The 26328-nt window shown below is 66.8% G+C and carries 27 protein-coding genes; 9 read left to right on the plus strand and 18 right to left on the minus strand.

The annotated features are described in order from the left end of the window. Positions 1-37: 37 nt before the first annotated feature. The 13 genes from N511_RS23945 to N511_RS23965 all read right to left on the minus strand — a co-directional run bounded on the left by N511_RS23945 (position 38) and on the right by N511_RS23965 (position 12150). Positions 38-1105, minus strand: a complete 1068-nt coding sequence (locus N511_RS23945; RefSeq protein ID WP_051530871.1) for an EscU/YscU/HrcU family type III secretion system export apparatus switch protein — start codon at positions 1103-1105, stop codon at positions 38-40. Then, positions 1102-1902, minus strand: a complete 801-nt coding sequence (gene sctT, locus N511_RS0109535; protein WP_027679085.1) for a type III secretion system export apparatus subunit SctT — start codon at positions 1900-1902, stop codon at positions 1102-1104. The genes N511_RS23945 and sctT overlap by 4 nt, the downstream gene beginning before the upstream one ends. 4 nt (positions 1903-1906) lie before the next feature. Next, a complete protein-coding gene (locus N511_RS0109540; protein WP_027679086.1) occupies positions 1907-2401 on the minus strand; it encodes a hypothetical protein in 495 nt (164 codons plus the stop codon). Continuing rightward, complete coding sequence (locus tag N511_RS0109545) at positions 2398-3756, minus strand: FliI/YscN family ATPase (protein ID WP_051530872.1); 1359 nt, start codon at positions 3754-3756, stop codon at positions 2398-2400. Before N511_RS0109545 ends, N511_RS0109540 begins: the two co-directional genes overlap by 4 nt. Further along, the gene (gene sctL / locus N511_RS0109550) at positions 3753-4358 is read right to left on the minus strand and encodes a type III secretion system stator protein SctL (RefSeq protein ID WP_027679088.1); all 606 of its coding nucleotides are present in this window, start codon (positions 4356-4358) and stop codon (positions 3753-3755) included. The genes N511_RS0109545 and sctL overlap by 4 nt, the downstream gene beginning before the upstream one ends. Beyond that, entirely contained in the window at positions 4340-5002 is a 663-nt protein-coding gene (locus N511_RS0109555; RefSeq protein ID WP_051530873.1) for a SctK family type III secretion system sorting platform protein, read from the minus strand. Before N511_RS0109555 ends, sctL begins: the two co-directional genes overlap by 19 nt. After that, the gene (sctJ, locus tag N511_RS23950; protein ID WP_081785342.1) at positions 4999-5766 is read right to left on the minus strand and encodes a type III secretion system inner membrane ring lipoprotein SctJ; all 768 of its coding nucleotides are present in this window, start codon (positions 5764-5766) and stop codon (positions 4999-5001) included. The genes N511_RS0109555 and sctJ overlap by 4 nt, the downstream gene beginning before the upstream one ends. 1 nt (position 5767) lies before the next feature. After that, the gene (locus tag N511_RS24565; RefSeq protein ID WP_051530874.1) at positions 5768-6349 is read right to left on the minus strand and encodes a hypothetical protein; all 582 of its coding nucleotides are present in this window, start codon (positions 6347-6349) and stop codon (positions 5768-5770) included. A gap of 61 nt (positions 6350-6410) precedes the next feature. After that, complete coding sequence (locus N511_RS0109570) at positions 6411-6614, minus strand: hypothetical protein (protein WP_027679090.1); 204 nt, start codon at positions 6612-6614, stop codon at positions 6411-6413. 157 nt (positions 6615-6771) lie between these two features. Beyond that, complete coding sequence (locus tag N511_RS23960; protein WP_081785343.1) at positions 6772-7965, minus strand: FHA domain-containing protein; 1194 nt, start codon at positions 7963-7965, stop codon at positions 6772-6774. Then, on the minus strand, positions 7925-9859 hold the full coding sequence (gene sctC, locus N511_RS0109580) for a type III secretion system outer membrane ring subunit SctC (protein ID WP_051530876.1): 1935 nt from the start codon (positions 9857-9859) through the stop codon (positions 7925-7927). Before sctC ends, N511_RS23960 begins: the two co-directional genes overlap by 41 nt. A gap of 16 nt (positions 9860-9875) precedes the next feature. Further along, entirely contained in the window at positions 9876-10151 is a 276-nt protein-coding gene (gene sctS / locus N511_RS0109585; protein WP_024978637.1) for a type III secretion system export apparatus subunit SctS, read from the minus strand. Positions 10152-10194: 43 nt separating this feature from the next. Continuing rightward, positions 10195-12150, minus strand: coding sequence for an FHIPEP family type III secretion protein (locus tag N511_RS23965; RefSeq protein WP_231479627.1), 1956 nt, complete (start codon positions 12148-12150; stop codon positions 10195-10197). A 307-nt stretch (positions 12151-12457) separates the two neighbouring features. Between N511_RS23965 and N511_RS23970 the strand changes: the two genes are divergently transcribed. The 4 genes from N511_RS23970 to N511_RS23980 are packed head-to-tail and all read left to right on the plus strand — an operon-like array spanning position 12458 to position 15895. Beyond that, positions 12458-13306, plus strand: coding sequence for a helix-turn-helix transcriptional regulator (locus N511_RS23970; RefSeq protein WP_051530878.1), 849 nt, complete (start codon positions 12458-12460; stop codon positions 13304-13306). Continuing rightward, on the plus strand, positions 13303-14388 hold the full coding sequence (sctQ, locus tag N511_RS23975) for a type III secretion system cytoplasmic ring protein SctQ (protein ID WP_051530879.1): 1086 nt from the start codon (positions 13303-13305) through the stop codon (positions 14386-14388). The genes N511_RS23970 and sctQ overlap by 4 nt, the downstream gene beginning before the upstream one ends. Before the next feature lie 56 nt (positions 14389-14444). Then, positions 14445-15104, plus strand: a complete 660-nt coding sequence (gene sctR / locus N511_RS0109605; protein WP_027679092.1) for a type III secretion system export apparatus subunit SctR — start codon at positions 14445-14447, stop codon at positions 15102-15104. An 11-nt stretch (positions 15105-15115) separates the two neighbouring features. Next, positions 15116-15895 (plus strand): lytic transglycosylase domain-containing protein, encoded by a 780-nt coding sequence (locus N511_RS23980; protein ID WP_081785344.1) that lies wholly within the window; start codon positions 15116-15118, stop codon positions 15893-15895. 68 nt (positions 15896-15963) lie between these two features. Here N511_RS23980 and N511_RS0109615 read toward each other — a convergent pair whose 3' ends face one another. Next, entirely contained in the window at positions 15964-17067 is a 1104-nt protein-coding gene (locus tag N511_RS0109615; protein ID WP_027679093.1) for a helix-turn-helix transcriptional regulator, read from the minus strand. A 449-nt stretch (positions 17068-17516) separates the two neighbouring features. Between N511_RS0109615 and modB the strand changes: the two genes are divergently transcribed. Both modB and N511_RS0109625 read left to right on the plus strand, forming a co-directional pair. After that, positions 17517-18203 carry a molybdate ABC transporter permease subunit gene (gene modB / locus N511_RS0109620; RefSeq protein ID WP_027679094.1) on the plus strand — a complete coding sequence of 229 codons (687 nt, stop codon included), beginning with the start codon at positions 17517-17519 and terminating at the stop codon, positions 18201-18203. Continuing rightward, positions 18200-18943: a sulfate/molybdate ABC transporter ATP-binding protein gene (locus N511_RS0109625; protein WP_027679095.1), complete on the plus strand. Its 744-nt coding sequence runs from the start codon at positions 18200-18202 to the stop codon at positions 18941-18943. The genes modB and N511_RS0109625 overlap by 4 nt, the downstream gene beginning before the upstream one ends. A 2-nt stretch (positions 18944-18945) precedes the next feature. Here the strand turns inward: N511_RS0109625 and N511_RS0109630 are convergent, their stop codons facing one another. The 4 genes from N511_RS0109630 to N511_RS0109645 all read right to left on the minus strand — a co-directional run bounded on the left by N511_RS0109630 (position 18946) and on the right by N511_RS0109645 (position 23706). Next, on the minus strand, positions 18946-19443 hold the full coding sequence (locus tag N511_RS0109630; RefSeq protein ID WP_027679096.1) for a flavodoxin family protein: 498 nt from the start codon (positions 19441-19443) through the stop codon (positions 18946-18948). Positions 19444-19450: 7 nt separating this feature from the next. Next, positions 19451-20263 carry a TOBE domain-containing protein gene (locus tag N511_RS0109635; protein ID WP_027679097.1) on the minus strand — a complete coding sequence of 271 codons (813 nt, stop codon included), beginning with the start codon at positions 20261-20263 and terminating at the stop codon, positions 19451-19453. A 66-nt stretch (positions 20264-20329) separates the two neighbouring features. Next, positions 20330-20833, minus strand: coding sequence for a DUF6622 family protein (locus tag N511_RS0109640; protein ID WP_027679098.1), 504 nt, complete (start codon positions 20831-20833; stop codon positions 20330-20332). Between the two features lie 122 nt (positions 20834-20955). Further along, on the minus strand, positions 20956-23706 hold the full coding sequence (locus N511_RS0109645; RefSeq protein ID WP_027679099.1) for a sensor domain-containing protein: 2751 nt from the start codon (positions 23704-23706) through the stop codon (positions 20956-20958). A gap of 713 nt (positions 23707-24419) precedes the next feature. Here N511_RS0109645 and N511_RS0109650 point away from each other — a divergent pair. From N511_RS0109650 to N511_RS0109660, 3 genes are all read left to right on the plus strand, one after another. After that, on the plus strand, positions 24420-24812 hold the full coding sequence (locus tag N511_RS0109650) for a glycoprotein (RefSeq protein WP_027679100.1): 393 nt from the start codon (positions 24420-24422) through the stop codon (positions 24810-24812). Continuing rightward, a complete protein-coding gene (locus N511_RS0109655; RefSeq protein WP_027679101.1) occupies positions 24809-25240 on the plus strand; it encodes a hypothetical protein in 432 nt (143 codons plus the stop codon). The genes N511_RS0109650 and N511_RS0109655 overlap by 4 nt, the downstream gene beginning before the upstream one ends. Before the next feature lie 62 nt (positions 25241-25302). Next, entirely contained in the window at positions 25303-26220 is a 918-nt protein-coding gene (locus tag N511_RS0109660) for an AraC family transcriptional regulator (protein WP_027679102.1), read from the plus strand. Positions 26221-26328: the final 108 nt, after the last annotated feature.

Genomic DNA, 26328 nt, shown 5'->3' on the forward strand with positions numbered 1-26328 from the left:
CTTTTTCTTTGTGCTCGTTCGCGCCGTCTCTACGCTTTCAGGAGGTGGACGACACGTACGGATTGCCGACCGCGTCTGCACCTTCGGCCCAGCGCAGCAGCGCTGCCACATCGCGGAACAGCGTGCGGTCAATGGTGGTATCCATCGGCACGGTGTCGTGCAGCCGCTCGGCCAGGCCAGCGTTGGCGGCAGTCGGCACGAGGTGGTCTTCGGCCATCTGCCGGATGCGCTGGACAGCCTCGCCGCTGCCCTTGGCGATCACCATCGGCAGCGTGCCGTCGCCGGGGTAATACAAGGCCACTGCATGTCGCGCGCTGAAGACGATGGCGGTCGCAATGCGCATGCGATCTTCCAATGCGCTGTATTGCACTTCCAATGCAAGCTGGCGACGGCGCCCCACGATGTGCGGATCGCCCTGCAACTCGCGGTGCTCGCGGCGCAGTTCTTCGGTGGACATGCGGTTCTTCTTGAAGAACTCGAAGCGCACGTGCCAGTAGTCCAGCGCGGCCATCAGCACGTACACCACCGCCGCCCAGCCAAACAGCAGAAGAACGAGATGCGCGACGACCGCCAGAATCGCCGCCGGCCGCCCGTAGCCCGCCTGCAGCGGCAGCGCCAACGACCCGCGAATCACCACGAACAGCGTCAGCGCCAGGCAAGCCACCTTGAACAGCATGATGGCCAGGCCGATCAGGTTGCGCACGGAAAACATCCGCTGGATGCCCTCGCCTGGATTGAGCCGCGACATTTTCGGCGTCAGGCGCTTGGGCGCGAACATGCCGCCCACCTGGGCAAACGCACCCAGCGCCGCCAGCACGGTCACCAGCACCAGCACGGCGGTACTCAACAAAATCCACTCCGCCCCTGCCGATACCAGCGCCTGCCGCACCGCCGCAGTCGGATCGCGTGCCTGAGCCACGGCGGTCACGTTCTGTATCAGCAGACCCCGCATGCGTTCGAGCAGCCAGGGCCCGCCCTGCCACAGCAACATGAGCATCCCGATGAAGACGAGCGCGCTCGTCACGTCGGTGCTGCGGACGACTTCACCTTCGCGCCGCGCGTCTTCCAGCCGGCGCTGTGTCGGCTTGTGCTGTTTCTCGCTCATGCGCCGGGGCTGCGCAGCAATGCGCGCAACAGCCAGACCATCTCGCCGTTGCCGGCCAGGAAGGTGCGCAGCGATTCAAAGACAAAGCCGAGGAACAGCACCATCATCAGCACGGCCAGCAGGCTCTTCACCGGCTGGGCGAACAGGAACACGTTCAACTGCGGCACCGAGCGGTTAATCAATCCAATGCCCAGTTCCGCCACCACCAGCACGATGATCACGGGGGCGGCCAGCTTGAGCGTCCAGCCGAGCACGCTATCGGCCTCGTGCACGGCAAACTGCTCCAGCGCAACCGACGCGCTGGGCAACATGCGCTCGATCGGCCAGAGCTTGTACGACTCGAAGAACGCACCAAGCATCACATGCAGGCCGCCGCCCGTGACGAACAGCGTGACGGCCATGAAGCCGAGGAAGCTGGCGGTCGGGCCGCTCTCGTGCCCCGCCACGGGGTCGAAGAAAGACGCGTTGCCCGAGCCGGTCTGGAAGTCGATCAGGTGGCCGATGTTCTCGATGGCCCACAGCAGCGCACCAAACGCCATGCCCAGCAGCACGCCGATCAGCGCTTCCTTGAGCGCAAGCGCCATCCACAGGCCGCCGCCCTGCACGTTCATCGCCGCCCCGGCCATGGACGGGGCCACGAACACCGCCAGGATGGCGATGAACCCGCTGCGCACCATGCCCGTCACCACGCGCCCGCTGAATACGGGCACGATAAACATGACGGGCAGCAAGCGCGGCAGCACCAGCAACGCCTGGCGGAACAGGCCTTCCATGGAGTGCGGATCGAATCCTTGCATCGGCTCAGGCGGTGGTCGTGCGGCAGCCAAACTGGCGCGCAAGCTGCGCCTCGAGCGCGGCGTCTTCTTCCTGCCATTCCGCCGCGCGGCGCTGGGCGGCTACCACACGCTGTTCAGCACGGTCGACGGCTTCGCATTTGGCGTTGGCGCGCGCGACATGCCGCTGGGCGCGTGCCTGCGCCCTCTGTTCGGCTGCCAGCGCCGTGCCGGTCTGCTGCGATTCGACATGCGCTTCGACAATGGCGCGATCCAGCGCCAGCCGCGCGGCATTGGCGCCGCATAGGAGCGCGACGGCACTGCGCGCATCTTCCCGCACGGCCTGTTCAATGGCGGCGTCGTGCGCGGAACGGGCCGATACCGTCTGCTGCAGCCCCTGCTGTGCCGCCGCGTTCTGTGCGGCAGCCTGCGCCACCAAGGCAGCCTGCTTCTGAGCCCGCGCCACGGCACCGAGCTTGCGCGCCTCGCGCACGCGGGCGAGTTGGCGCAGCACGTCGCTCATAGCGCCTCCACCACGGCTTCGAGATCGGCCACGGTGCGCTCCAGCTTCACACGCACGTCGGCGTCCTGCTCAAAGAAGCGCGACAGCGCGGCATGCGCGCGCAATGCGGTATCGCCGAGGGCATCGCTGCCCTCGCGGTATTCGCCGATCTGCACGAGCAGTTCGATCTCCTGGTATTTGGCCAGCAGTTCTCGCACGCGTTGCGCGGCGGCGCGGTGCGCGGGCGTGGTCACCTGCGGCATCACGCGGCTGATACTCGCCAGCAAGTCGATGGCCGGATAGCGCCCTGCCAGCGCCTGCTTGCGTGAGAGCACGATGTGCCCATCGACGATGGAGCGCACCTCTTCGGCGATCGGGTCGCTCTCTTCATCGCCTTCCACCAGCACGGTGTAGAACGCGGTGATGACGCCATGCGCACCGGCGCCCGCGCGCTCCAGCAATTGCGGCAACACCGAGAACGTCGACGGCGGAAAACTGCGCCGCGTGGGCGGCTCGCCGCTTGCCAGGCCCACCTCGCGCTGCGCCCGCGCAAAACGCGTGAGCGAATCGACCAGCAGCAGCACGTTCTTGCCGCGGTCTCGGAAGTACTCCGCCACGGCGGTCGCGACCAGCGCGCACTTCACGCGCTCCATGGCCGGGCGGTCGGACGTGGAGACCACCAAAACCGTCTTGCGCCGCGTCGCCTCCGGCAGACACAGCTCCAGGAATTCACGCACTTCGCGCCCGCGTTCGCCAATCAGCGCGATGACGTTGACGTCGCTCTGCGCGCCGCGCGCAATCATGCCGAGCAGCGTGCTCTTGCCCACGCCCGACGGCGCGAAGATACCCAGCCGCTGGCCAATCCCCACCGTCAGCATGGCGTCGATGGCGCGCACGCCGGTGGAAAGCGGTGCGTCGATGCGGCGGCGTGACAGCGGGCTCGGCGGCTCTGCATGCGTGGAAACACGCTCGTTGGTAAAAAGCGGCCCGCCGTCATCCATGGGCGCGCCGAGCCCGTCGAGCACCCGGCCGAGCAGCGCATCGCCCACGCCAAAGCGGTGCGCACTGCCGGACGGAATCACCTCCGTGGCGGCCGACAAGCCGTGCACGCTGCCCAGCGGCGTCAGCAACGTGGACTGCCGCTCGAAGCCGACCACTTCCGCATACACGCTGCGCTCGCCCGGCGTCCGCAGTTCGCACACCTCGCCCAACCGCGCCTGGATGCCCGATGCATTGAGCATGAGCCCCACCGCGCGATGAATGCGCCCGCGCATCTGTACGCCGGTGCCCACGCCGTCGGGACGTTCCAGCACGTCGCGCAAGCTGCGTTCCAGATCGCCCGCGTCGATGATGTGGCTGACAGCGGGTTCGGTCATGTTTCGTCCCCGACCAGCGCGGCGTGCAGCGCTGCCAGCTGCGTGTCGATGCCGGCTTCCACCACGCCGGATGCGGTCTCCACCACCAGCGCCTCTTCCGACAGGCTGGCGTCGGGCACCACGCGCACGCGGCGGGTGCTGTCGGTCATGGTCTCCAGCACGCGCTCCAGATCCGACACCTGCTGCGGGGCGATGCGCACCGTCAGCACCGGCTCGTGTTCGACCAGCGCTTCGATGCGCGCAAAGGCCTTGGCATAGATGGCCTCGCGCGGCAGGTCGGCCACCAGCTCGCGCACGGTGCGCGTGACGAGTTCGGCCATCAACTGTTTCATGGCCGCCAGCGCGCGCGCGTTGGCGAGCGCATCGGCGTACAGGCGCGTGGCGGCTTCGCGTTCGCCTTTTTCATAGCCAGCGTCGTAGCCGGCTTTGAGTTGCTGCTCGCGATGGGCCTCGGCGTCTTCCAGCAGGCGCTCGCGCTCTTCCTGGGCGTTGCCGAGGATGCTCGTCGCATCAAGCAGCGCGGCGTACTCGTGTTGTTTGAGCACCTTGCGCTCGCTCAGGATCTGCAGCTTGTCGGTGGTAATCAGAAAAGCCAGTCCCATGCCGGCACCTGTTCAGGAATCAAGCTCAGCCGCAGCAGTTCGCCCAGTTCTGCGCGTTGCGTGCGGCCCAGCAAATACGGCGGCCGATCGGCATCGGCGGCGTTGCGCGGAAACTTCAGCGCCAGCCGACGGATGACCGCCGGGCCGAACGGCACCAGAAAATCGGTCAACAGCCGACGCCCGCGGGCACGCAGCGTTTCCACCGCCAGGCGCGGGTACTGACGCTGCGCATGCAGGGTCTCGGCGACGGCCTCGAAGGCGGGCATGCGCTCCAGCGCAAAGGCCACCAGCGGTGCGCCCAGCGCCAGATCGATGGCCTGGCGCGTCTTACGCGGGACGTCGCCTTCGCGCAGCCACTGGCGGTGCAGACACAGGCCACAGCACACGGCCATGCGCTCCAGCGCGTCGGCGGGCAACAGGGCGATGCGCTTTTCCACGGCAGCAAAGTCGTAGTCCCATTGCCCCTGCAACTGATGCGCCTGCAGCAGCGCCCGCGCCAGCACGGCGCGGCCGGCCTCGCCGTAACGGGCCGGGTCGCGCAGCGGGAGCGGCCAGTCCGCTGGCAGCCACGATGCGTCGATATAGCGATCCGGCCGCAGGTTGAACGTGGCGACCAGCCCCGCGAGGCGCGCATCGACGGTCATGACGCGCGCTCCGGCCCACGTCCGGCCAGGTTGTCGAATACGCCGCGCCGCCATGCCACAAGCCCGGTCACCACCAGCGCCGCGACAATCAGCAGGCCCAGCAGCCACACCAGCGGATTGCGCGTGCTGAAGGTGCCGAGCAGCGCCGCGCCCTTTCGCACATCCACCGGCACCGGCTGCGCGCCCTGCAGGAACAGCGATACGTTGTCGTAGCTCAGCCCCTCGATGCTGTGCGCGACGAGGTCTTTCACCATCGGCGCCATGGCGGTGAGGTTCACGCCGGGCCGGTAGCGGATGTACACGGCTGCCGATGCAGGCTTGGCCTTGTCGGCCAGCGGATCATTCTCGGGAATGACGACGTGTACGTGCGCGAGCATCACGCCATCCACATCCAGCAGCGTGCGTGACAGCTCCTGCGATACGCCGTAGATGTAGCGCACGCGTTCTTCGGCCGGCGTGGCCACCAGGCCCTGCTTCTGGAACACTTGCCCCAGCGACGCGAGGCGCGGGCGCGGCAGGCCCTGCGCACGCAGCACCGCCAGCGATGGGCCCATGTCGGCCTGGTCGACGGTGAGCGTCCAGGTGCGGCCCTCCTGCCCCTGGCCGTCCTGCACGAGCTTCTGGCCGCTGATGCCGGCTGAGGACAGCGCGGCCACCATCTCGTTGACCTCGACCTCCGATAGGCCGGTGTACAGCTCCTGCTCGCACCCGGCCAGGCCGAAGAGGCAGGCAAGCGCCATCAGCACACCCAGCAATCGGTTCATGTCAGCCTTCCTGGTTTTTCAGCAGCGAGTGGCTCACGCCGTTGGCGGCCTGCGCAAAGCTCATGTCCATCTGGTACTCGGCCAGCGTCATCGAGGCGAAGTAGCTGAAGTCGGCCAGCTTCACCATCGTCATGGTCACGTCCATGCTGTCGAGCGAATCGAGCATCTCCTGCCGCTTGCTGTTGATGCTGGTGTAGCGCTCGTTGAGGTCGTGGCCGTAATCGCGCCACTGGCCCATCGCACCGTCGGCGCCGGGCCCGCGCGTGAATGAGAACGACACATCCGGCACGGGCGATGGCGTTGCGTGGGCGGCCATCGGAATCGGCTGCGCCGGTAGCGCCGCCAGCTGCGCGGCGCTGGTCGCAACGGGGCGCATCATGCTGCCGAACTGCTGCGCATCCGTGGGCATTGCAGCCTGCGTTGCTGGAGCGCCGATGCCCTGCTCGACCTGCCCTGGCCCCTGGGCCGCATACGCGGCGGGGCTTACCTGCGCAGCCTGGCTGGCGGCGGCAGCGCCGCCGGCTTGGGCCTGTGCGGCTTGAGTCGCGGCAACGGCCGCAATCGCATTTGCTTCGATCGACATCGTGCCCTCCTGAATTCGATGAAGCGGCGGCAGGCCGCGCCCGCCGCCGCTGGGTTGCGCGTCAGCTCGCGCGCGCGCCGTCGCGGACGGCACCGGCGGCCGAAGCTGCCGTGTTGCTCAGCGATTGGGCCGCGCCGATGATGCCGCTGGCGGCGGCGCCCTTGGCTGCGGCGGCCTGCACGGCCGTGGCGATCTTCAGCTGGTCTTCGCCGGACTGGTTGATGCTGCCGATGGCGCCGTCGACGCCGGTAGCGGGTGTGCCCATGGTGCTCTCCTGGATGTCAGTCAAAAAAGTCAAAAGGGTCAAAAAGGTCAAAACGACCTACTTCACTGCCAACTTCTAGCGGTGGAAGCCGACCTCGCATCTGCCGGCCACCTCCGTACGACACACCGGGCGCATAGGAGAAAGGGGACCCTCTGCGCTACGGTGTTTGCGGCTGGATCGGCCATGTGACCGATTGCCCGCCGCGGTCGAGCACCACACCATCTGAAGCGATGCTCTTCACCTGGAGGCCGCCCTTGAGCCGGGCGCCCTCGAAATACAACTGGCCGTCGCGCGTCTGCACAAAGCGCGTGCCGTCTTCGTCTTCGTACGTGCTGACGATGGCGGGCAGGCCGTCGGCGCGCAGCGTTTCCGCCACGATGTTCGGCGGCGGCGGGCCATCCCACGCCACGTGGTCGACCACTTCGACAGCGGGCTTGGCATCGCGCGCGTAATTGCGGATGCGCTGCCATGCCTGGGCACGATCGGCCGTGCCGCTCACCACGATGCGGCCGTGTCCGTCGTACGCCACGTTCAGCGCGGCGGTACCGCTGGTGCCGCCCGCGCCGAAGTACTGCTGCGCGGCGGCCAGCAGGTCGCTCACCACGTACACCTCGCCGATCGACACATCGGACAACCCGCGCGCGCGGCTCAGCAGCGCCTGGTGGTCGGCCTCGGTCGGCACGTAGCCGGAAACGCGCGACGTGCCATCCGACGCGGGCGTCACCACGATCTCCGGCGGGTCGCCCAAGGCGTGCCGCACCTGCGCCGCTCGCGCCGCAGGGTCGCGGCCCCAGAGCGACCAGCCGTCGTGCCCGGCAAACGCCACCACACCGCCGGCCAGCAAAACCGCAAGCCACAGGCCGATGCCGGCCACCAGCCACGTCCGCCCGCGCCCGGCCTTGGTGGACACCCGCGACAGCCACACCGCCGCGGCCAGCGGCAGCCACGACGGCACGCGCTCTGCCAGCACCGCGGCGCCCGCGCCTTCCACCGCAGCGGCCGGCATGCGGATCGTCCCGACCTTCTCGATGCCGACGCGGATGTCGCCCATGGCAATCACATCGCCCGGCACCACGCTGCGGCGCGTCTGGCCGAACGGCTGGCCGTTGAGCGTCGGCTCGGCATCATCCAGCCGCCGTGCAGACACCGCGATGCCGCCGACCTCGAACATCAGTTCGCGCGCAGCGACGCTGCTGTCGGGCACGATGATTTCGCAGGTGGGCGCCGAGCCGACCACGTTGGCGCCCATCCGCAGCGGCATCGATCTGCCGTACAGCGGACCGCTCAGGAAGCAAAGCTTCCAGGGCGATTTATCCGCGTGCGGCGAGGGTGGTGTGGCTGGCGGGTTCATGCAATCGCGAAACAGGCGGCGTGGGCAACGCACCGACACTGGCCGGCGGCTGATTGGGTGCCGGCGTGTTGGGCAGCGGGCCCGGTTTCCAATCGGTCGCCCCCGGCACCGGCATGCCAACACCCGGGATCGACACGGCGGGCACGTCGTTCGGGTTGGTGCTGGCGGTGGTCAGGACGCGCGGGGTCAGCAGATAGAAGCGCTCCATGTGCTGGCCGGTCTTGTTGGTGTACTTGAACAGGTTGCCGATGAAGGGCACGTCCGACAGGAACGGAATGCCCGACTTGGTGTTGTTCAGGCTGTCGGAGTTGAAGCCGGCAATCAGCAGGCTCTTGCCCTCTTCGATCATCGCCTTGGTCACGATCGAGCGCTCCTGCACCACCGGCAGTTGCGAGACGCGATCGTTGGTCAGGTTGCCGTCGTCGATGTCGATCGACATCATCACGCTCATCTGGCCGGCCTCGTTGACGATGAGCGGCGTGACCTTCACGCTCGTGCCCGTCGTGATGCCGTACAGCGATGCATCCTGAAAACCCGACACCGGCACGTAGAAGTGGATGAGGTTTTCAAGGATGGCCTCGGTGTTGTCCAGCGCCAGCACCTTCGGCTTGGCCTGGAGTTGCGCGTTGCCGCTCTGCGTGAGTGCGTTGATGCGCGCCAGCAGGTAATTGCGCAGGCTGCCGCCAATCGACGCGGTGAGCGCCATGCCAACCGGCGTGGTGGTGCCGGTCTGGCCGTCTTCGGTGGTGCCCACGTTGAAGGTGAGCGGCGGGTTGTTGCCGTTGCCGGATTGGAAATCGCCGTGCTTGGTGTGCAGGCGCCAATCGACGCCGAGGCTGTCGAGCGAATCGGTGCTGATGTCGATAATCGTGAGGTTGATCTCCACCAGCCGCGGCTTGGTATCGAGCGAGGCGATCAGGCGTTCGTACTGTGCCATGTGCTCGGGCACGTCGCGGATGAGCACGGCGTTGATGCCGGCGTCGGCCTCGATGCGGGGCAGGTCGGGCGGCGTACCGCTGCCGGATGCGGCAGGCGCCTGCGCACCGTAACCGGAATCGCCTTGCGCGCCGGCCAGCGGGATCTCGATGCGCGGCACGTTGATGCTGTCGCCGGAGCTGAGCTTCATCTGCCGCGTCGGCCCCGTCAGCCGCATGGCGCGGGTGGGCGACGTGCCGGGGCTGCTGGCTGCCGGGTTGGGCGCCCCCAGCAGGCGGCGCATCATGGTCGCGATGCCAGGAATGGTTACGGGCTTGCCGGACCGGTTGATCTCCACATCGCCCGCCCATGCGTACTTGAGCGGGAATGCGCGAATCTCTGCGCGATCCGCACCGCGTGACGGATCGGCAATCGACGCAATGGCCTGCCGCACGAGTTCCACATAGCGCTTCGGGCCAGACGCGTAGACCGTGTTTTCCTTGTCGCTGACGACGAGCGGGAAGCGCTGATCGGTGATCTGCATGGCGCGCAGGATCTGCGCCAGTTCCGGGCCGCTGCCCTTCGGTATCGGGAAGACCTGCGTCTGTGAATCGTCGGCGCGGTCCACGTAGATGAGCGAGCCGTCGTAGTACCAGGTGAGCCCGTAGGTGGCGCACACGGTGTTGAGCGTGCTGGCCGGCGGACCGGAGAACTTGCCGTTGATGGTGCCCTCCACCTTCGGGTCGACGACCGCTGTCACGCCTTGCGATGCCGCCAGCTCGCGGATGAAATCGCCCACCTTCTTGCCTTCGGCCACCAGCGTGTACGACCGGTTGCGCCAGCGCAGCTCGGCCGCCTCCACCACGGCCGCCGACGTCAGCAGCCACAGGCACGCCGCTGATGCACTCCACTGCAGGAATCGATAGCGTTTGTTCACGCGTGTTCTCGCTCGGTTATGTTGTTGTTCGTTCGGCGCCATCTCGCGATCCCCCCGGCTAGAAAGGCGCCACACCGCCGTAAAACACCTGATCGAGTGCCATGCGGGCAAAACGCAGCACCTCGCGTCCGCCCCACCCCGCCAGCACCACGATGGTCACCATCACCGCAATCAGCCGCACCGACAGGCCGATGCTCTGATCCTGGATCTGCGTCACTGCCTGCGCGATGGCAATCAGCAACGCCGATACCGTTGCCACCGCCACCACCGGCAACGAGACCAGCAGCACCAGCAGCAAGCCCTGGCGTGTGGCTTCGAGAATGGTGGCGCTCATGTTCATGGGCCTGTCTCCTTGCGTGTTCCGCGTGGTCTGTGTGTCAGGCCGGGTTCGTCACCCAGCCCACGGTGTTGAGTTCGATGGCTTCGTCGATCTCCTGGTACGACAGCACCGGCAGATCGCCAAACACCGGCTGCAGCATCGTCTTCACGTATCGCCGGCAGTTGAGCGACACCATCACCGCCAGCGGGCGGCCATGGCGATCTTTTTCCAGCGGCCGGGTGCCCCCCAGGATCTTCACCACCTGGTCGGTGATCGCCTGCTTGGCGTCGCGCGTGAGGCTCAGCACGCTGCCCTGTTTGGTGTGCACCACGGCCTGCTCGATGCGCTCCTGCAAGGACTGCTCGAACAGCACCACATCGAGCACGCGGCTGGTGCCGCAGAACTGCTCGGTGATCTGGCGGTGCAGGTCCACGCGCACCAGTTCCACCAGGCCGATCACGTCTTCGGGCTCTTTGGGCGACCACGTGATCAGGCTCTCGAAAATGGCCCTCAGGTTGCGGATCGACACGCCTTCCTGCACGAGCCGGCGCAGCACTTCGGTAATGCGCTGCGGGGGCACCAGACGCGTGAGTTCGGCCACCAGCTCGCCGTGTTCGCGGCGCATGATCTGGATCAGGTTCTGCGTTTCCTGAATGCCGATGAGCGACGCGGCGTTGCGTTCGATAAGCGATTCGACTTCGGCGGCCAGGCGGTCTTCGGCGCGCATGGCGTTATCGGAAATCGCGTCGCGCTCGGGCAGCGTGCCCTCGGCAGCCAACACGTCCTGCACGAGCAGCGCGTAAGCGTGGGCCGGCAACGTCGCGTCCCAGTTCAGTTGCACGCGCGGGAACACCGCGCCGAGCCTGCGCTGCACGCGCGATTTGGCTTCGGCCAGGCGGGTCTGCAAGGCGACGAGGTCTATGTCGCCGCGCAGGTCTTCCGACAGCCGCACGGCGATGGGCGCCGCAATGCCTTCCGACGGCGAGCCTGCTTCGGGCGCGGTCACCCGCCGTGCATCGGGACCGAGCACCAGCAGATCGAGCGGCGGCGCCTGACGGCGCTGGCGCATCCGGAGAAACGCGGCGGCCGCAGTGCCGATGGCCAGCAGCAGGAACGACCACTTCGGAAACCCGGGCACCAGCAGGAACGCCAACAGCACGCCGCTGGCCATCAGCATGCCGCGCGGGTGGGCGGTGATCTGCGCCCCGATCTGCTGACCGAGGTGGCGCGCTTCACGGTCCCGCGTCGCCACGCGCGTGGTGACGATGCCGGCGGCAATCGACACCAGCAGCGATGGAATCTGCGAGGCCATGCCGTCGCCCACGGTCAGGATCGCGTAACGGTGCAGCGCATCGCCGATCGACATGCCGTGCATCAACGCGCCCACGGCAATGCCGGCCAGGATGTTGATGACCGCGATGATGATGCCGGCAATGGCGTCGCCCTTGACGAACTTCATGGCGCCGTCCATCGCGCCGTGCAGCTGCGACTCCTGTTCCAGCGCTTCGCGGCGGCGCTTGGCCTCATCCGACGTGATGATGCCGGCGCGCAGGTCCGCATCGATGCTCATCTGCTTGCCGGGCATGGCGTCGAGTGAAAACCGCGCGCCGACTTCGGCCACGCGCTCCGAGCCCTTGGCGATCACGATGAACTGCACCACCGCGATCACCAGGAACACGACGCCACCAACGACAAAGTTGTTGCCGACCACGAGCTTGCCGAAAGTGTCGATCACATGGCCCGCATTGGCCTGCAGCAGGATCAGCTTGCACGAGGCGATATTCAGCGAAAGCCGGAACAGCGTCGTAAACAGCAGCACCGCCGGAAATGACGAGAACGCCAGCGCCGACGGCAGATAGATCGATACGCATAGCAGCACGATGCTGGCCGCCAGATTCAGCGAGATGAGACCGTCCAAGACCACGGTGGGCAGCGGCAGCACGAACAGCGCGACCACCGCCACCACAAACACGGCAATCGCAATGTCGTAGTTCACCAGCCGCGCCCAGCGCATGCCGGTAAGCGGAACGTCCAACGCTGCAGCAAGATTCCGAGGCTTTGCCATGGAGCGCCTTTGTGCCTGTTTGGGGCCGTGCGGGCCAATGGCCCACGAATGTCCGTAGAAGCCAGACACCGTTCGGCACCCGCTTCCCTTGCGAAAAGTGTAGAAGTGAGGGGCCTGTCCGCTCAACGCTGAAACTCGTAGTCGCACGGTCAATCTCTGACGAACTTTCGGTGTCGACTACGCTTTTCGGTAGTTCATCGCAGCGTGTGCGCGCCACTACAGTGAGTGCATTCACTTGCCACGCGAGAGGCCACGGTTGACTGCTTCGAATGTGGGTGCCGGCGATGTCCGCGCGCCGATCCTGTTTGGCGAAGAACACATCGTGGTCGATGCGGAATCGATCCGGCTGGGTGCGATGGCGCGCGCCGAGTCCTTCTCTGAAACCGCGCAGGATCTGCGGGCCGCGCACGGTGCGCAGGAACGGCAATTGCTGCTGCGCGCCGTCTTGCGCAGCATCGGCTTCGACTGGCTCTGCTACTACCGGCTGACGCGCATTGGCGAATCGATTACGCGGGTGCTGTACTTTCGCGCCTACTCGCCGCCCAACTGGCCGAAGCGCTACGTCGACGAACGGTACTTTGAAGTGGACCCGCGCCTGGCCTTCGCGCTGCGCTACGAATGGCCGCTCGTATGGGATCTGGCCGACCTGGGCGCCACGCCCACCGCACCGGCGGAGGCCGACCGCTTGCACCGTCTGCTGCAAGACGCGGAGCGCTGCGGCCTTCGCAGCGGCATCAGCTTCGGTGTCGTGAGCCCCCGCAGCCTGGAGCACAGCGTCATCTGCTTCGGATCGGGCAACAACGCCAAGGGCTGGATTGCCGACAACGTGGTCGGCCAGGCCTATGCCGTCGGGCTGGGACTGCATGAATTTCTCATGCAGCACGCCAAGCCATTGCATGAAGACACGCACGCGCGGGCGCTCACGCAGGTGCAACGGCAGATTCTGGAGTTCATCACCAGCGGCCTGTCGGACAAGGCGATTGCCGAGCAGCTGAACATGTCGCCGCACAACGTCGACTATCACCTGCGTCAGCTCAAGAAAAAGTACGGTGCGCAGAACCGCGTGCAGCTCGCCTACATGGCCGGGCGCATGTTCGTGACATGAATACGCTGGACGCCCGCATGCTTTCGGCCGTCGACCCGACATTGGCGCGCACGCTGTCGCGCCTGTATCTGGCGCGCGCCGCACTACCGTTTTCCGTAGGGGACACGCCCTACGAAGCGCGTTGCGAGGCCCATGCCGTGCAGGCTGCGGCACAAGCCTACCGGTTCACGCTAGGCGATGCGCCAGGCTGGTTGTTGCTCGATGCCGCCGCCGAGCGCGCATGGCTGGCCGACGCCGCCGATGCGCACGTACCGCAAGCCCTGCGCTGCGCCGTGCTGGCCGATGCGCTGGCGCCGCTCGCACGTGCCATCGAACACCGCAGCGGACGTGCCCTCGCGTGGTTGCCGGAGGCCGCCTCGCCCGACGTACGTCTGGACCGGCCCGACGTGCTGCACATGATCATCTCGCGCCGCGATGGCGAACCGGCCGAAGATGGTGCCGCATCGTGGCAGGCACGTGCGGGGCTGTTGTTCGACGCGCCGCAGGCGTTGGCCGAACTGTGTCCGGCAGAACTCGCTGCCGAGCCCATCCCGCTGGCTGCCTTCATGGGTACGCAGGTGCCGCTGCGCTTCGAGCTGGGCGCCACCTTTCTGTCGCGCCGCGACTTTGCCGGCATCGCGCTGGGCGACATCGTCCGCATCGAAAAATGGCTGCCCGCCGGCGACGCGCTGCGCTGCGTGGCCCGGGTGCGCGGACGGCTGCACCTGCGTGTGTTCGGGCAAGTGCAAGGCAACCGCATCGTCGTGGAAAACGTGGAGGAAAAACCAATGACAACCGACAGCCCCGCCACCACCGCAGCATCCGCCGCGGAGCCCGCCGCGCGCCCGCTTCCCACCGACAGCCTGGATGACATCGAACTGGTCACGACCTTCGAGCTGGAAGAGCGGCGCCTGTCGTTAGCCGAGCTGCGCGCGTTGCGGCCCGGCACCGTGATGGAGCTGGCGCAGCCGCTCAACCAGGCCGTCATCCGCATCCTCGCCAACGGCATGCCGGTGGGCGAAGGCCACCTGATCGCGGTCGGCAACCGGCTCGGTGTGCGCGTATCGCGCTTCATAGGCCAGCCAGCGCCCGGACAGGCATAACGCCCGCCTCGCGCCTCCCTCAACCAGAACAACGCATCGATACATTCGACACGCACATGGGAAACCTGCCCAATCCCGTAGCGATGATTGCCGTGGTGGCGGCACTGGGCATCGCGCCCTTTGCCGCGCTCATGGTCACGAGCTACACCAAGCTGGTGGTCGTGTTTGGCCTGCTGCGCTCGGCGCTGGGCATTCAGCAGGTCCCGCCCAACATCGTGCTCAACGGCATCGCGCTGATCCTGACGGTGTTCATCATGGCGCCCGTCGGCATGGAGATGGTCGACAACCTGCGCGGGCGCAACTTCAACCTGAGCAGCCAGATGAGCGTGGATGACGTGATCGCCATCCTCGATGCCGCACAGCCGCCGGTGAAGAAATTCCTGCAGGCCCATACGCTGGAATCGGAGCGCAATTTCTTCGTCAAATCCGCCACGAGCATCTGGCCCAAGGAGCGCGCCGCCGGCCTCAAGAACGACGACCTGACCGTGCTTGTGCCGAGCTTCACCCTCACCGAGCTGATCAAGGCGTTCCAGGTGGGCTTCGTGCTCTACATCATCTTCGTGGTGGTCGACCTGGTGGTGGCTAACCTGCTGCTTGCGCTAGGCATGCAGATGATCGCGCCCACCACCATTTCGGTGCCGTTCAAGCTGCTGCTGTTCGTGATGCTCGACGGCTGGTCGGTGCTGGTGCACGGGCTCGTGCTGTCTTACCGATAAAGGTGGCGACCATGCGAGCCCGCGCTTTCATCGCTGCCGCCATGACGTTGGGTGCCTGCATGGCGGCCACGGGGGCCACGTCGGCCGTGGCGGGGCCGCGCATTGACGCGCGCGCCTTCGCCACGCTGGCGGCCACCTGCGCGCCGCGCGTGGACCGCCTCACGCTCGAAGCACTGGTGCGCACGGAATCGGGCTACAACCCGTATGCGATCGGCGTGGTGGGCGGCCGGCTGGTGCGCCAGCCCGCCACGCTGGAAGAAGCCGTGGCAACGGCACGTTCGCTGGAACGCCAGGGCTACAACTTCAGCGTCGGCCTCGGGCAGGTGAACCGCTACAACCTCGCCCGCTTTGGCGAGACGCTGGAAACGGCCTTCGACGCCTGCCGCAACCTGCGCGCAGGCGGCACCATCCTCGCCGAATGCTTTGCGCGCTCATTGCCGCGCTATGGCGATCAGCAGCAGGCGTTGCGGGCTGCGCTGTCGTGCTACTACAGCGGCAATTTCGAGACCGGCTTCCGCCATGGCTATGTGCAGAAGGTCGTCGCCAACGCGGGCGACGTGCCTGCCATCGTGCCCGACGTGGCCGGTGGGCGCATCGAGCCGATTCCCGTTGTGCCCGCCGGCGGCGGTACGCCGGCCCCGAGGGCGCCGCGTGCTGCGCCGGCGCCGGCCCAACCGCGGGTGCTGACGGGCAGCGCGTGCACGGGCCAAACCGGTCGGCAGGTCATGATCCTTGCGTGCAACCGCGCCGACGGCACATCCTGCCTGCGCTGCGTGGCGCTGCCGCGCTGAATGTCGCGCTGAACGCCGCGCGGCAGCGCCCACATCGTCCTGCCGTCCTGCCGTCCTTCCCGATCGGATCAGATGAGGTTCAGGCGGCCCGCAATGTAAGCGAGCTGGGCACGGTTGGTCGCACCGTAGCGGCGGCGAATCAGGCGCAGGTGGTAATCCACGTTGTGCGCCGTGGTGTGCAGCTTGATGGCGATTTCCTTGTCGCTCATGCCGGCAGCCAGGCACGTCAGCACACGGCTTTGCATGACGGTGAGCGGCGCATCTTCTCCGCAGGCCCGCGTATTGCGCGTGAACGTTTGCAGCGGCGCCCGCCAGACCTGGTGCAGCGCCATGCCGAAGAGGATGGACTGGCCAAGCACGCTGTCGCTGATCCACTCGCGCCCCGCATGCGGCGCGCTGAGGCTGACAATCGCGTGGCTCGTGCCCTTGCCGGCGCCCAAGCTGAACATCACGCCGCTGCGCAGCCCGTGTTCGTCCATCGTCTGCAGCAGCAGGCGCAACGCCGGCTCCATGCGCGCCTGACCCCGCGCCAGCGATGCCAGATCCCATACCAGCGGCATGCCGGTCGCAAACACCGCAGGAAGGCGCGGGTCGACGGCGAACAGGCGCTCTTCGCAATAACGCTGCAGAAAGCGCGGCGCCACGTAGTTCTTGAGCATGGCGACCGTCGGCGGCGCGTTTTCGTGGCGTTCGGCCAGCGCGTAGGTCAGCGACGAAAAGCCCATCAGCCCCATCAGCCCCGACACAATGCGCGCGCGCTCGGCGACGCCGCGTGCGGCTTGCAACTCGGCCGCCAGACGCAGGCGGCCGGGCTGTGCAGGCACCGGCTCGAACAGCAGCGCGTGCTCGTCCACGGGAACAACGTCGGTGCCCGGCGGCAGCGGCAGGAAAAAGCGATCGCCATTGGCCGCATCGTCTGCGGCCGTGCGCGCAGCCAGGGAATCGGCGTGGCCGGGTAATGGTGCCGTCAAGGGTGCCGTCAAGGGCGCGGCCTCGGCCCTGGCGGACAGCGCATTCAGGTCAATCTGGACGGAAGCGCTTGCGTGGGCGGAACCACCGGACGGCGCGTCCACCTCGTTAAGCGCGGGGCGCGCGTCCATCAGCAGCGCCAGGTCTTCGGCGCGGGGAAAACGTACTGCCTGCAAACCATCTGAGCGATGTGCGGCGGCCATTGCCGTCCTCCGGTCATGTTGGAAACACCCGCTTGGCTGCCGGAATGCGTCCGGCCATGGCCAAGGCTGTTTCCCCCCCGGGGGATGACATTTGCTGTGCGGTGACCCTGTGCACCGCGGGCGCGGATCGTGAAAAGCGACGTCCGGCCTACGTTTTGGCGCATTGTTGCAAGCCGATGGCAACGTTGTCCAACAAAACTTTTTAGTGCCCCACCATCGACGCGGCTTATGTCGCAATGCAGCGAACCTCGCTTCTGACAATGGCTGCAAGTCGCCCCATGCATGCCCCTTGCCGCATGCCGGACATCACTGTGTCAGGATTGACCGGGCGTTATATCCAACCCTATATTGCGGATAACTCACCCAATCTGTCGCCGGCGCCCAACGCGTCACCCGGCCCTTCGCGGGCATCACCCGGCCGGCCGACGGCACCTTCGCAACGTATCCGCATGTCTGCTTCCATCTGGACGCCTCTGCTGCTTTCACTCAAGGTGGCCGGCTGGGCGACGGTTCTCAATCTCGTGCTGGGCGTCGGTGCGGCGTACGCACTCGCGCGCACGCGCAGCCGTCTGCGCGACGTCATCGATTCAGTCCTGACGCTGCCCCTGGTGCTGCCGCCGACGGTGCTCGGCTATTACCTGCTGGTGCTGCTGGGCCGGCGCGGCCCGATCGGCGGATGGCTGGACAGCCTGGGCATCCAGCTCGTCTTTACCTGGCAGGGCGCGGTAATTGCCTCCACCGTTGTGGCGTTCCCGCTGGTCATGAAGTCCGCACGCGCCGCCTTTGAAGGCGTCGATCATCAACTGGAAAACGCGGCGCGCGTGCTCGGCTTGCCCGAGACCGCCGTGTTCTTTCGCGTCACGCTGCCGCTGGCTGCACGCGGCATTGCCGCCGGCGTGCTGCTGGCCTTTGCGCGTGCCTTGGGCGAATTTGGTGCCACGCTGATGATTGCCGGCAACCTGCCGGGCCGCACGCAGACGCTGTCCGTCGCCATCTACGAAGCCGTGCAGGCCGGCGATGACGCCACAGCCAACACGCTGGTGCTGATCACCTCGCTCACCTGCATCGTGGTGCTGGTGGTGGCCAGCCGCCTGCTGCAGGGGCGCGCGCCGAACCTTCAGGAGCAGCTGGTATGAGCGGCGGCATGATCGACCTCGTCGTGCAGAAAACGCTGGCCAGCGCGGCGCGGGTGTTCTCGCTCGACATTGCCGTGCGCTCCGACAGCCGGCGGGTGGTGCTGTACGGCCCGTCGGGCGCCGGCAAGAGCCTCACGCTGCGCGCCATTGCCGGCCTGATGACGCCCGAGCGCGGCCGCATCGTGCTGAACGGCCGCACGCTGTTCGACCATGCCGACGGCATCAACCTCAGTGCGCAGGAACGCCGCGTCGGCTATCTCTTCCAGGATTACGCGCTCTTCAATCACCTGACGGTGGCGCAGAACATCGCGTTCGGGCTCAAGCGCGGTTGGTTCAACCCGCCGCGCCGCACGCACGACCCGCGGGTTCAGCAGTGGATCGACACGTTCGAGCTGGGCGCCGTCGCCGCCAATTTTCCGACGCAGATTTCCGGCGGCCAGCGCCAGCGTGTGGCACTTGCCCGCGCGCTGATCGCCGAGCCGTCCATGCTGCTGCTCGACGAGCCGTTTGCCGCGCTGGACCCGGCGTTGCGCACGCGCATGCGCTCCGAGCTGTCTGCCCTGCAAGCGCGGCTGCAGGTGCCGATGCTGATGATTACGCACGACCCGGCCGATGTAGAGATGTTCGGCGACCACGTATTCGAGCTGCGCGACGGCCGTGTCGTGGCCGACGCCGTGCGGGCGCCCGATGCGCCACCGCTCTCGCCGTATCCGCATCTGACGGCGGTGGTCAACCGCTAGCGTCAGAACACGCCCAACGCGAGCCCGGTCGCCATGGCCTGCCCAAGGGAACGGCAGCCCTCTAGGTCATCTGCGCCAAGTTGTTTTGGCGCGAGGATGGCCTCCGGCGTTTGCGCGTGCGTGCAAACGATGATCGGCTCGGCCACGAGCTTGAGCCGCCAGCCGGTGGCAATGCGTTCAATCTGACGCACCGCGTTCTGGCCATCGCTGCCCGCGCAGATCAGGCACGCGTATGGACGGCCGTTGATGCGATCGAGCGCGGGGTAATAGCAGCGATCGAAGAAATCCTTGAGCTGGCCGCTGATGGCAGCGAGGTTTTCGGGTGTTGCGAAGAGATAGCCGTCTGCGGCGAGCACGTCGTCGGGACCCGCCTGCGCGGCGTGCAGCAAGCGCACAGTCACACCGCCCTCTTCTGCGGCGCCCGCCAGCGCGGCCTCGGCCATCTGGCGCGTGCCGCCCGTCATCGAGTGGTAGACGATCAGCAGTGTCTTGGGCGTCATGGGCGCTTCAGGCCAATCCCAGAATCACGCTCGACGCTTCAAACACGGCCACGGCTTCCACGCCTTCGGCCAGTGCCAGCGTTTCCACCGCCGTGCGCGAGAGCATGGCCACCAGCACGGTCTCGCCTGCGGACGCGGCAGTCGCATCCAGCAGGCGCAGCCGCACTTCGGCCTGCACCGCGCCATCGCGGATTTCCGTGACCACGCACGGCAATTGGTTCTCTGCCGAGACGCGCCACTCGCCGGCGCCGTGCATCAGCATCACGGCAGGCGCCTTGACGAGTGCAACGGCCTGCACGCCCGGTGCCAGCCCAAGCACGCGCGTGCTTTCCTGCGTGATGGTGGCGGCGACAGGCTGACCGCCAGGCAGGCGCAGCGTCACCACATCGTTGACAGCGCCCGGTGCGACCGATTCGACCGTGCCGAACAGCGTATTGCGCGCGCTCGTGCGCAGCATCAGGCGGCGCAGCAGGTTGACGTCTTCACTGGCGGCTTGCGCGGCGGCATCCAGGCGCTCGACAAAGCGGCGGTGCTCGGCTTCCAGCGCGCGAAAACTCTCGATCAGCCGTTGCGCGCGCGGCGTCAGCACGCTGCCGCCACCGCCCTTGCCGCCCGTGGTGCGCACCACCAGCGGCTCGCCGGCCAGGTTGTTCATGGTGTCGATGGCGTCCCACGCGGCCTTGTAGGAAAGACCCACGGCTTTGGCGCCTGCCGTGATGGAGCCGGTCTGCCCGATGGCAGCCAGCAGTTCGATCCGGCCACGCCCGCCCCAGTTGTCTTCACCGGCGCGCAGCCAGATGGTGCCGTCGAGTTCCAGCATGTTGTCCCGTCTTGGATGGAGATTGCAACATGCAGGATGTTAACGTGTTAACGCCGATGCGCCGGCTCAAGCCGCCGACAGGCGCGGCGTACGCACATGCAGCAGCACCGAGCGCGAGAGCAGCAGACCGCCCAGGAAGCCGAACAGCGCGCTGAACAGCGCCATGAAGCTGCCGGAGTGCGAGACTTCCGGGTGCATCGCCAGCATCACGTTGTAGGCGTAGCGGGCAGAGAACAAGCCGACGATCACCACCATCGGCACCCAGCTTCCGGGCACGCGTACGGTGTCGGCAGTCTCGGACACGGCACCGTCGGGCGGAGACATGTACGTCAGCAGGAATGCCAGCAGAACAGCCACCAGCCACATCGTCAGTGCCAGCGCGCTGCCATGGCTCGCCATCGACACGCCATAGAGCGAGTACGCGGCCACCACGAGCGGCAGCACGATCAGGCGGCGGCGCGACACGATGCGCGACTGCATCTGACGCACCCCGATGCCGATCAGCACGGCAAACACCACGAACACCCAGGCGGGCGTATGCGACACGATGGAGGTAATCGACTCGAGCATGGCGGTCTCCCTGTTGGAATGACGCCAGCTTAGGTGCCGGCCCCCGCACGCGGGAGCGGATTGCGACGAACGGCAGAAACGCCGGTATGAACGGTGGAAAAGGCGCGTTTCCGGCCGGACCGTCAGCCCAGCGCGGCGCGCACGCCGGCATCCACCACCGACAGGTGCGCCCGCAGCAAGCGGTCGAAACCTTCGGCCGTGACCGGCTTGCCGATGTAGTAACCCTGGATTTCCTGGCAGCCCGCCTTGGCAAGAAACTCCACCTGGTCGGCGTCTTCCACGCCTTCGGCGGTGACCGTCATGCCAAGGGCGCGGGCCATGGCGACGATGGCCTCCGTCAGCGCCACAGAATCCGGATCGCCCGGAATGCCGGTGATGAACGAGCGGTCGATCTTCACGTTGCTGATCGGGAAGCGCTGCAGATACGACAGCGACGAATAGCCGGTGCCGAAATCGTCGATGGAGATCCGGATGCCCTGCGCGGTGAGCGCATCGAACATGGGGCGCACTTCGTCCGCACCGCCCATCAGCAGGCTTTCGGTAATTTCGACTTCGAGCGCGGTGGGCGGCAGGCCGGTGTCGGCCAGCGTCTGCTCGATCATGGGCACCACGTCGCCGGCCTGGAACTGGCGCGCCGACAGGTTGACCGCCATGCGGAAGTCGTAGCCAAGCGCCTCGTACCAGATCACGGCCTGCTCGCAGGCACGGCGCAGGACCCATGCGCCAATCGGCACAATCAGACCGGTCTCTTCCGCCACCGGGATGAACTCCACTGGCGAGATCGCCCCGAGCTTGGCGCTGTTCCAGCGCAGCAGCGCCTCGGCGCCGACGATGCGATGGCTGGCGAGGTCGTATTTGGGCTGATAGACGAGCTGCAGCTCGTTGTTCTCGCGCGCGTCGCGCAGCGCGTTTTCCAGCATGTAGCGGCGTTGCAGGCGGGCGTTCAGTTCAGCCGTGTAGAACTGCGCGCGGTTGCGGCCGTTCTGCTTGGCGCGGTACATGGCGGCATCGGCCGAACGCAGCAGGTCGGAACCCGAGATGCCGTCGTGCGGATACAGCGCCACGCCAATCGACACGCCCAGGTAATACCGCCCGTTGACGGTATCGAACGGCTCGCGCATGGCCTGCAGCAAACGTTCGGCCAGCAGCGCAATGCGCTTTCCCTCGACACGCTGGTCGATGAGGATGACGAACTCGTCGCCGCCCAGACGCGCGATCACGTCGCCGGGGCCGATGCAATCGGTCAGGCGCGCGGCGGCGCTTTGCAGCAGCGTGTCGCCGCAGGCATGGCCCGCCGTGTCGTTTACGCTCTTGAAGCGATCCAGGTCGAGGAAGAACAGCGCCAGTTCGCGGCTCTCGTCACGCGCGCCTTCAATGGCGCTTTCGAGGTGCGAGATGAAGAAGCTGCGGTTGGTCAGCCCCGTGAGCGCGTCGTGCGCGGCCAGATGGCGCAGGCGCTGCTCGGCGCGCTTGATGTCGGTGATATCGGCAAACGACAGCATCACGCTGCTGGGCGTCGGCTCGGCGTGACGACGGATGGGAATGATGTTCTGCCGCACCCACATCAGTTCGCCCGTCTTGAGCAACAGCCCATACACGCGGCCGAAGATGGGCTCGCCGGTGCGCAGCACGTGAGCGGACGGCATCATGGTCAGGCCGACTTCCTTGCCGTCTTCATCGACCACGCGTTGAATCGGGTCGAGCCGGTTGCGGCCGACCAGTTGCCCGGGACGCACACGCAGGATGCGCTCGGCGCTGGCGTTGGCCGCCTGCACCACACCGTCCGGCGACATGATGACGACGCCTTCGTGCAGGTTCGAAATCGCCAGGCGATAGCGCTCTTCGCTTTCGGCCAGGCCGCGTTCGACGTTGTCTTTCTGGATGGCAACGCCCGCCAGGTGCGTGACGTCGTCAAGGAAATGCTGTTCTTCTTCCACGGGCATGCACGGCTGTCGATAGAACAACGCGAGCACGCCAAGCTTGTCCCCGCGCGATGAACGGATCGGCAACGCCCAGGCGGAAGCAAAGCCGGCCGACAATGCTGCCGTGCGCTCATGCTGCCAGCGCGGGTCGGTCGCAATGTTGTCGATGAGGACGGTATCGCCCAGGTACACGGCGCAACCGCACGCACCGGCGTCGGGGCCGACAGGATTGTTTTCCAGTGTGGCGGCGTAGGCCGCGGGCAGCGTGGGGGCGGCGGCCACGCGCAGCGTCTGGGAGGCGGCATCCAGCAACAGCACCGCCGACATGGCATTCGGATAGACCTGCTCGACGTACAGGCACAGGTGGCGCAGCACGGTCGACAGCGTCGCATTGGAGGCAAGTTGCGCAAGCACGGCATTCTCCGAAGCGAGCAGGCGGCGCGCATGCAGCGCCTCGGCGCGGGCCTGAACGGCGTGTCGCTCCAACGCATGGCGCGACACGGCTTCACGCAGCACGAGCATGACGGCGGGCTGGCCCTCGTGCTCGCACGCGGCGGCTTCGCTGGCAACCAGAACATGCGTGTAGTCGGCGCGCACGAGACGGTGCTCGACGGGCTGAGAAGATACGCCGCTGCTGACCATACCGGCCAGGCGCGGCACCGTCTGGGCCACGTCGTCGGGATGAATCAGGCCGGCGAGTTGCAGGCCTGCCAGCTGCGTGGGGTCCTGGGCGCCCAGCAAGCGCGCAGCGGCGGGGTTGGCCCGCACCACGCGCCCATCCACGGTCAGCAGGACCGCGTCGGATGACAGCCGAGACAGCGCATCGAAATCGGTATTGCGCACGTCGGCCATCGCCCCGGCCATGACCGCCACCGGACGTTGCGCGGCCTCGGGGCTGGGCGCAACGTCTGCAGGAGAGGCTCCGGCCTGGGCCGGAAGGAACTGGGTCATGGACAATGCGATGGCGTGAGCGATAACGGCAACAGCGACGGCAATGGGAAAGCGAGTCGCGAGACTACACGTGTCTCGACCCTAACCACAACGGCGCGCTGCTGGAAAACTGAAGGGTGTTGCCTGCGATACCCCTGCCGCGCATGTGGTGGCCGCCCTACGTTTGCACGGCCCAAGAAAAAACCCGCGCTCAGTTGACGAGGCGCGGGTTGAAATCTCTGGACCGTGTCGATCTGTTCCAGAGAGGAGAACCGACCCATGGGGCAATCGACGCAGTAACGCGTTGCATCGCCATGTTGTAAATCATAGTGGCCCCCTCGGAAAAACAAAGGGCGGAAAAGACCGGGTATTCCATCCCATTTTCATTTCCGCCGACCCATTTGTTTTTGGCACTGCACGAACCCCACTGCTGCTTGTCCCGTCTGCTTCCATCGCCTGCATGCGCGAGCCTGATGTGCAGCCCGTTTCACGATACCGGCGACGCCGGAAAAATCTCCCCGGCATATTGTTGGTCGCTACATTGATAAGAATGTTCCGGGCGCCGCGATTATGTCGGTCACATGAAGCATTCTGTGCGCATCAAATCACGCTTGAGTGACCTGTGAGGCAGATTGCCGCGTCAAGTTCGGACGCGGCGTGCCGTTATTGGTCGAAAGAGCGCGCCTGTCCCGTGACGTTGCAGGCGCAATTTGGATGCCCGCGTCTGGACTGTCATGCCATCTCTGTCTCCCCCCACTCGACCGCTTTCGCGGCGCACGACACGGTTGCTGATTGCCGTGAGCGTCCTGGCCGCGCTCGTCGCGCTGCCGCGCGCGCACGCTTCCACGACGCCAGCGCCGGCGACTGCTTCCAGCCGGCCACCGGTTGCCGTGGCGGCACCCACGCCCATTCCGGCCGCCAAGCCGGCCAAGGCCACCACGGTGGCTTCCAACGCCCCGACCTGTCACGCGATCATGCAGCGCCTGTCGGGCAGCCTGGCCGCCACACCCAGCACGGCCGACAAGCCCGGCACCGTGATGATCGACGTCGACAAAGCTGGCGTGATGATGGCCTGCAGCCATTCCGACTCGGTGGCCATTCCCGTACCGGGCGGCAAGGCCAGATGACACCGTTCGTGTTCGCGCGCCGCGTCATGGCCGGCATGCTGGCGGCGCTGGCAGCGCTGTCCATGCCGGTGGCCGGCGCCGAACGCTGGGTCCCGCTGCCCGACCAGCCGGACAGCCACGCGTCGCTCGACGTCGGCAGCATCCAGCGCATGCCCAGCGGCCCGGTCAGCGCGTGGGTGCGCGTGGAAGCGTCGAACCGCGCGGGCATGCGTTCGCTGCAGCGCATGTTTGGCGCGTTTCGTGGCGACATGGCCGATTTCTTGTACACCGTCGATTGCCGCAGCCGGCAGTTTTCGGTTTCGCAGGCCAAGCTGTATCAGGGCGCGCTGACCGTCAGCGAAAGACAGATCGCCAACGACGCCGGCTGGCAACGCGTGGATGGCGTCGGCCTGGCGGGCGAAGTCGCGCGTCAGCTCTGCAGCGGATAGCGCTCCGAGGCGCTCCGAGGCGCTGCGTCGCATCGCGGTGCCATCGTTGGTAACATCGACGCGTGCGCCGCGCTCCCTCTTCCCCATCGACCCAACCAACTGATCCTCGCGTCACTGCAGACGCGAGCGTCTTCGGCACGCTTGCACGCGGCTCGCACGCGTCGCTGGAGCGCGTCGCGCATCTGGGCGATGGCGTGACCGCCGCCATCTGGCGCAACGAGCACGACGAGGCGCGCTACATCCAGCCCGAGCACCACACGCTTTCGGTCTATCTGCAGGGCGGGTACACCACGCACCGCCAGGATCTACCGCACCTGTTCGGTGCGCCGGGGCGCGTCTGCATGCTGCCGGCCGAACACCAGTCGAGCTGGGTGATCGAGCAGCCGATGCGTTTCGTTCATCTGTATTTCACGCCGGACGCGTTGGCCGGGCACGCCGTGCGTCTGCTCGACGCAGAGCCCCGTCTGTTCACGCTGCACGACCGCACCTTTATCGAAGACGCGCTTCTCGCCCAAGCCTGCGCGAACATCGCTCAGCTCGATTGGGCCGACCTGGACGACCGCATGCGCGCCAACGCGCTGGCCAACGACACGCTGTCGTATCTGGTGCAGACGCAGGGCCGCACGCGGGCGCTGGCCGTGCGCGGCGGGTTGGCGCCGCACGTGTGCCGGCGCATTGCCGCGCGCATCGATGCCGAACTGCATCTGCCCCTGTCGCTCGGACAACTCGCGGCCGAAGCAAACCTGTCGGAATTCCATTTCGCGCGGATGTTTCGCATGTCGTTCGGGGTGGCGCCGCATGAATGGGTGCTGCAGCAGCGCATGGCGCGCGCGCAAACGCTGCTGCGCACGACCGGCCTTGCGCTGGCAGCGATTGCAGAGCAATGCGGCTTTGCCAGTCCGAGCCATTTCAGCCGGCGATTTGCGCTGCAGCTTGGCGCGTCGCCGTCGCGCTACCGGCAGGCGTGGCAACGCGGGTAAGCCGCAATCTGCCACGTCAATATCCGAACGACCGTGCATCGCGACGGTGCCATCGTAGGGCCGTCATATCGGCCGAAATGCTGTGCTGCACTAGCGTTTTCCACGATA

Source organism: Ralstonia sp. UNC404CL21Col (assembly GCF_000620465.1).
Taxonomy (GTDB): Bacteria; Pseudomonadota; Gammaproteobacteria; order Burkholderiales; family Burkholderiaceae; genus Ralstonia; species Ralstonia flatus.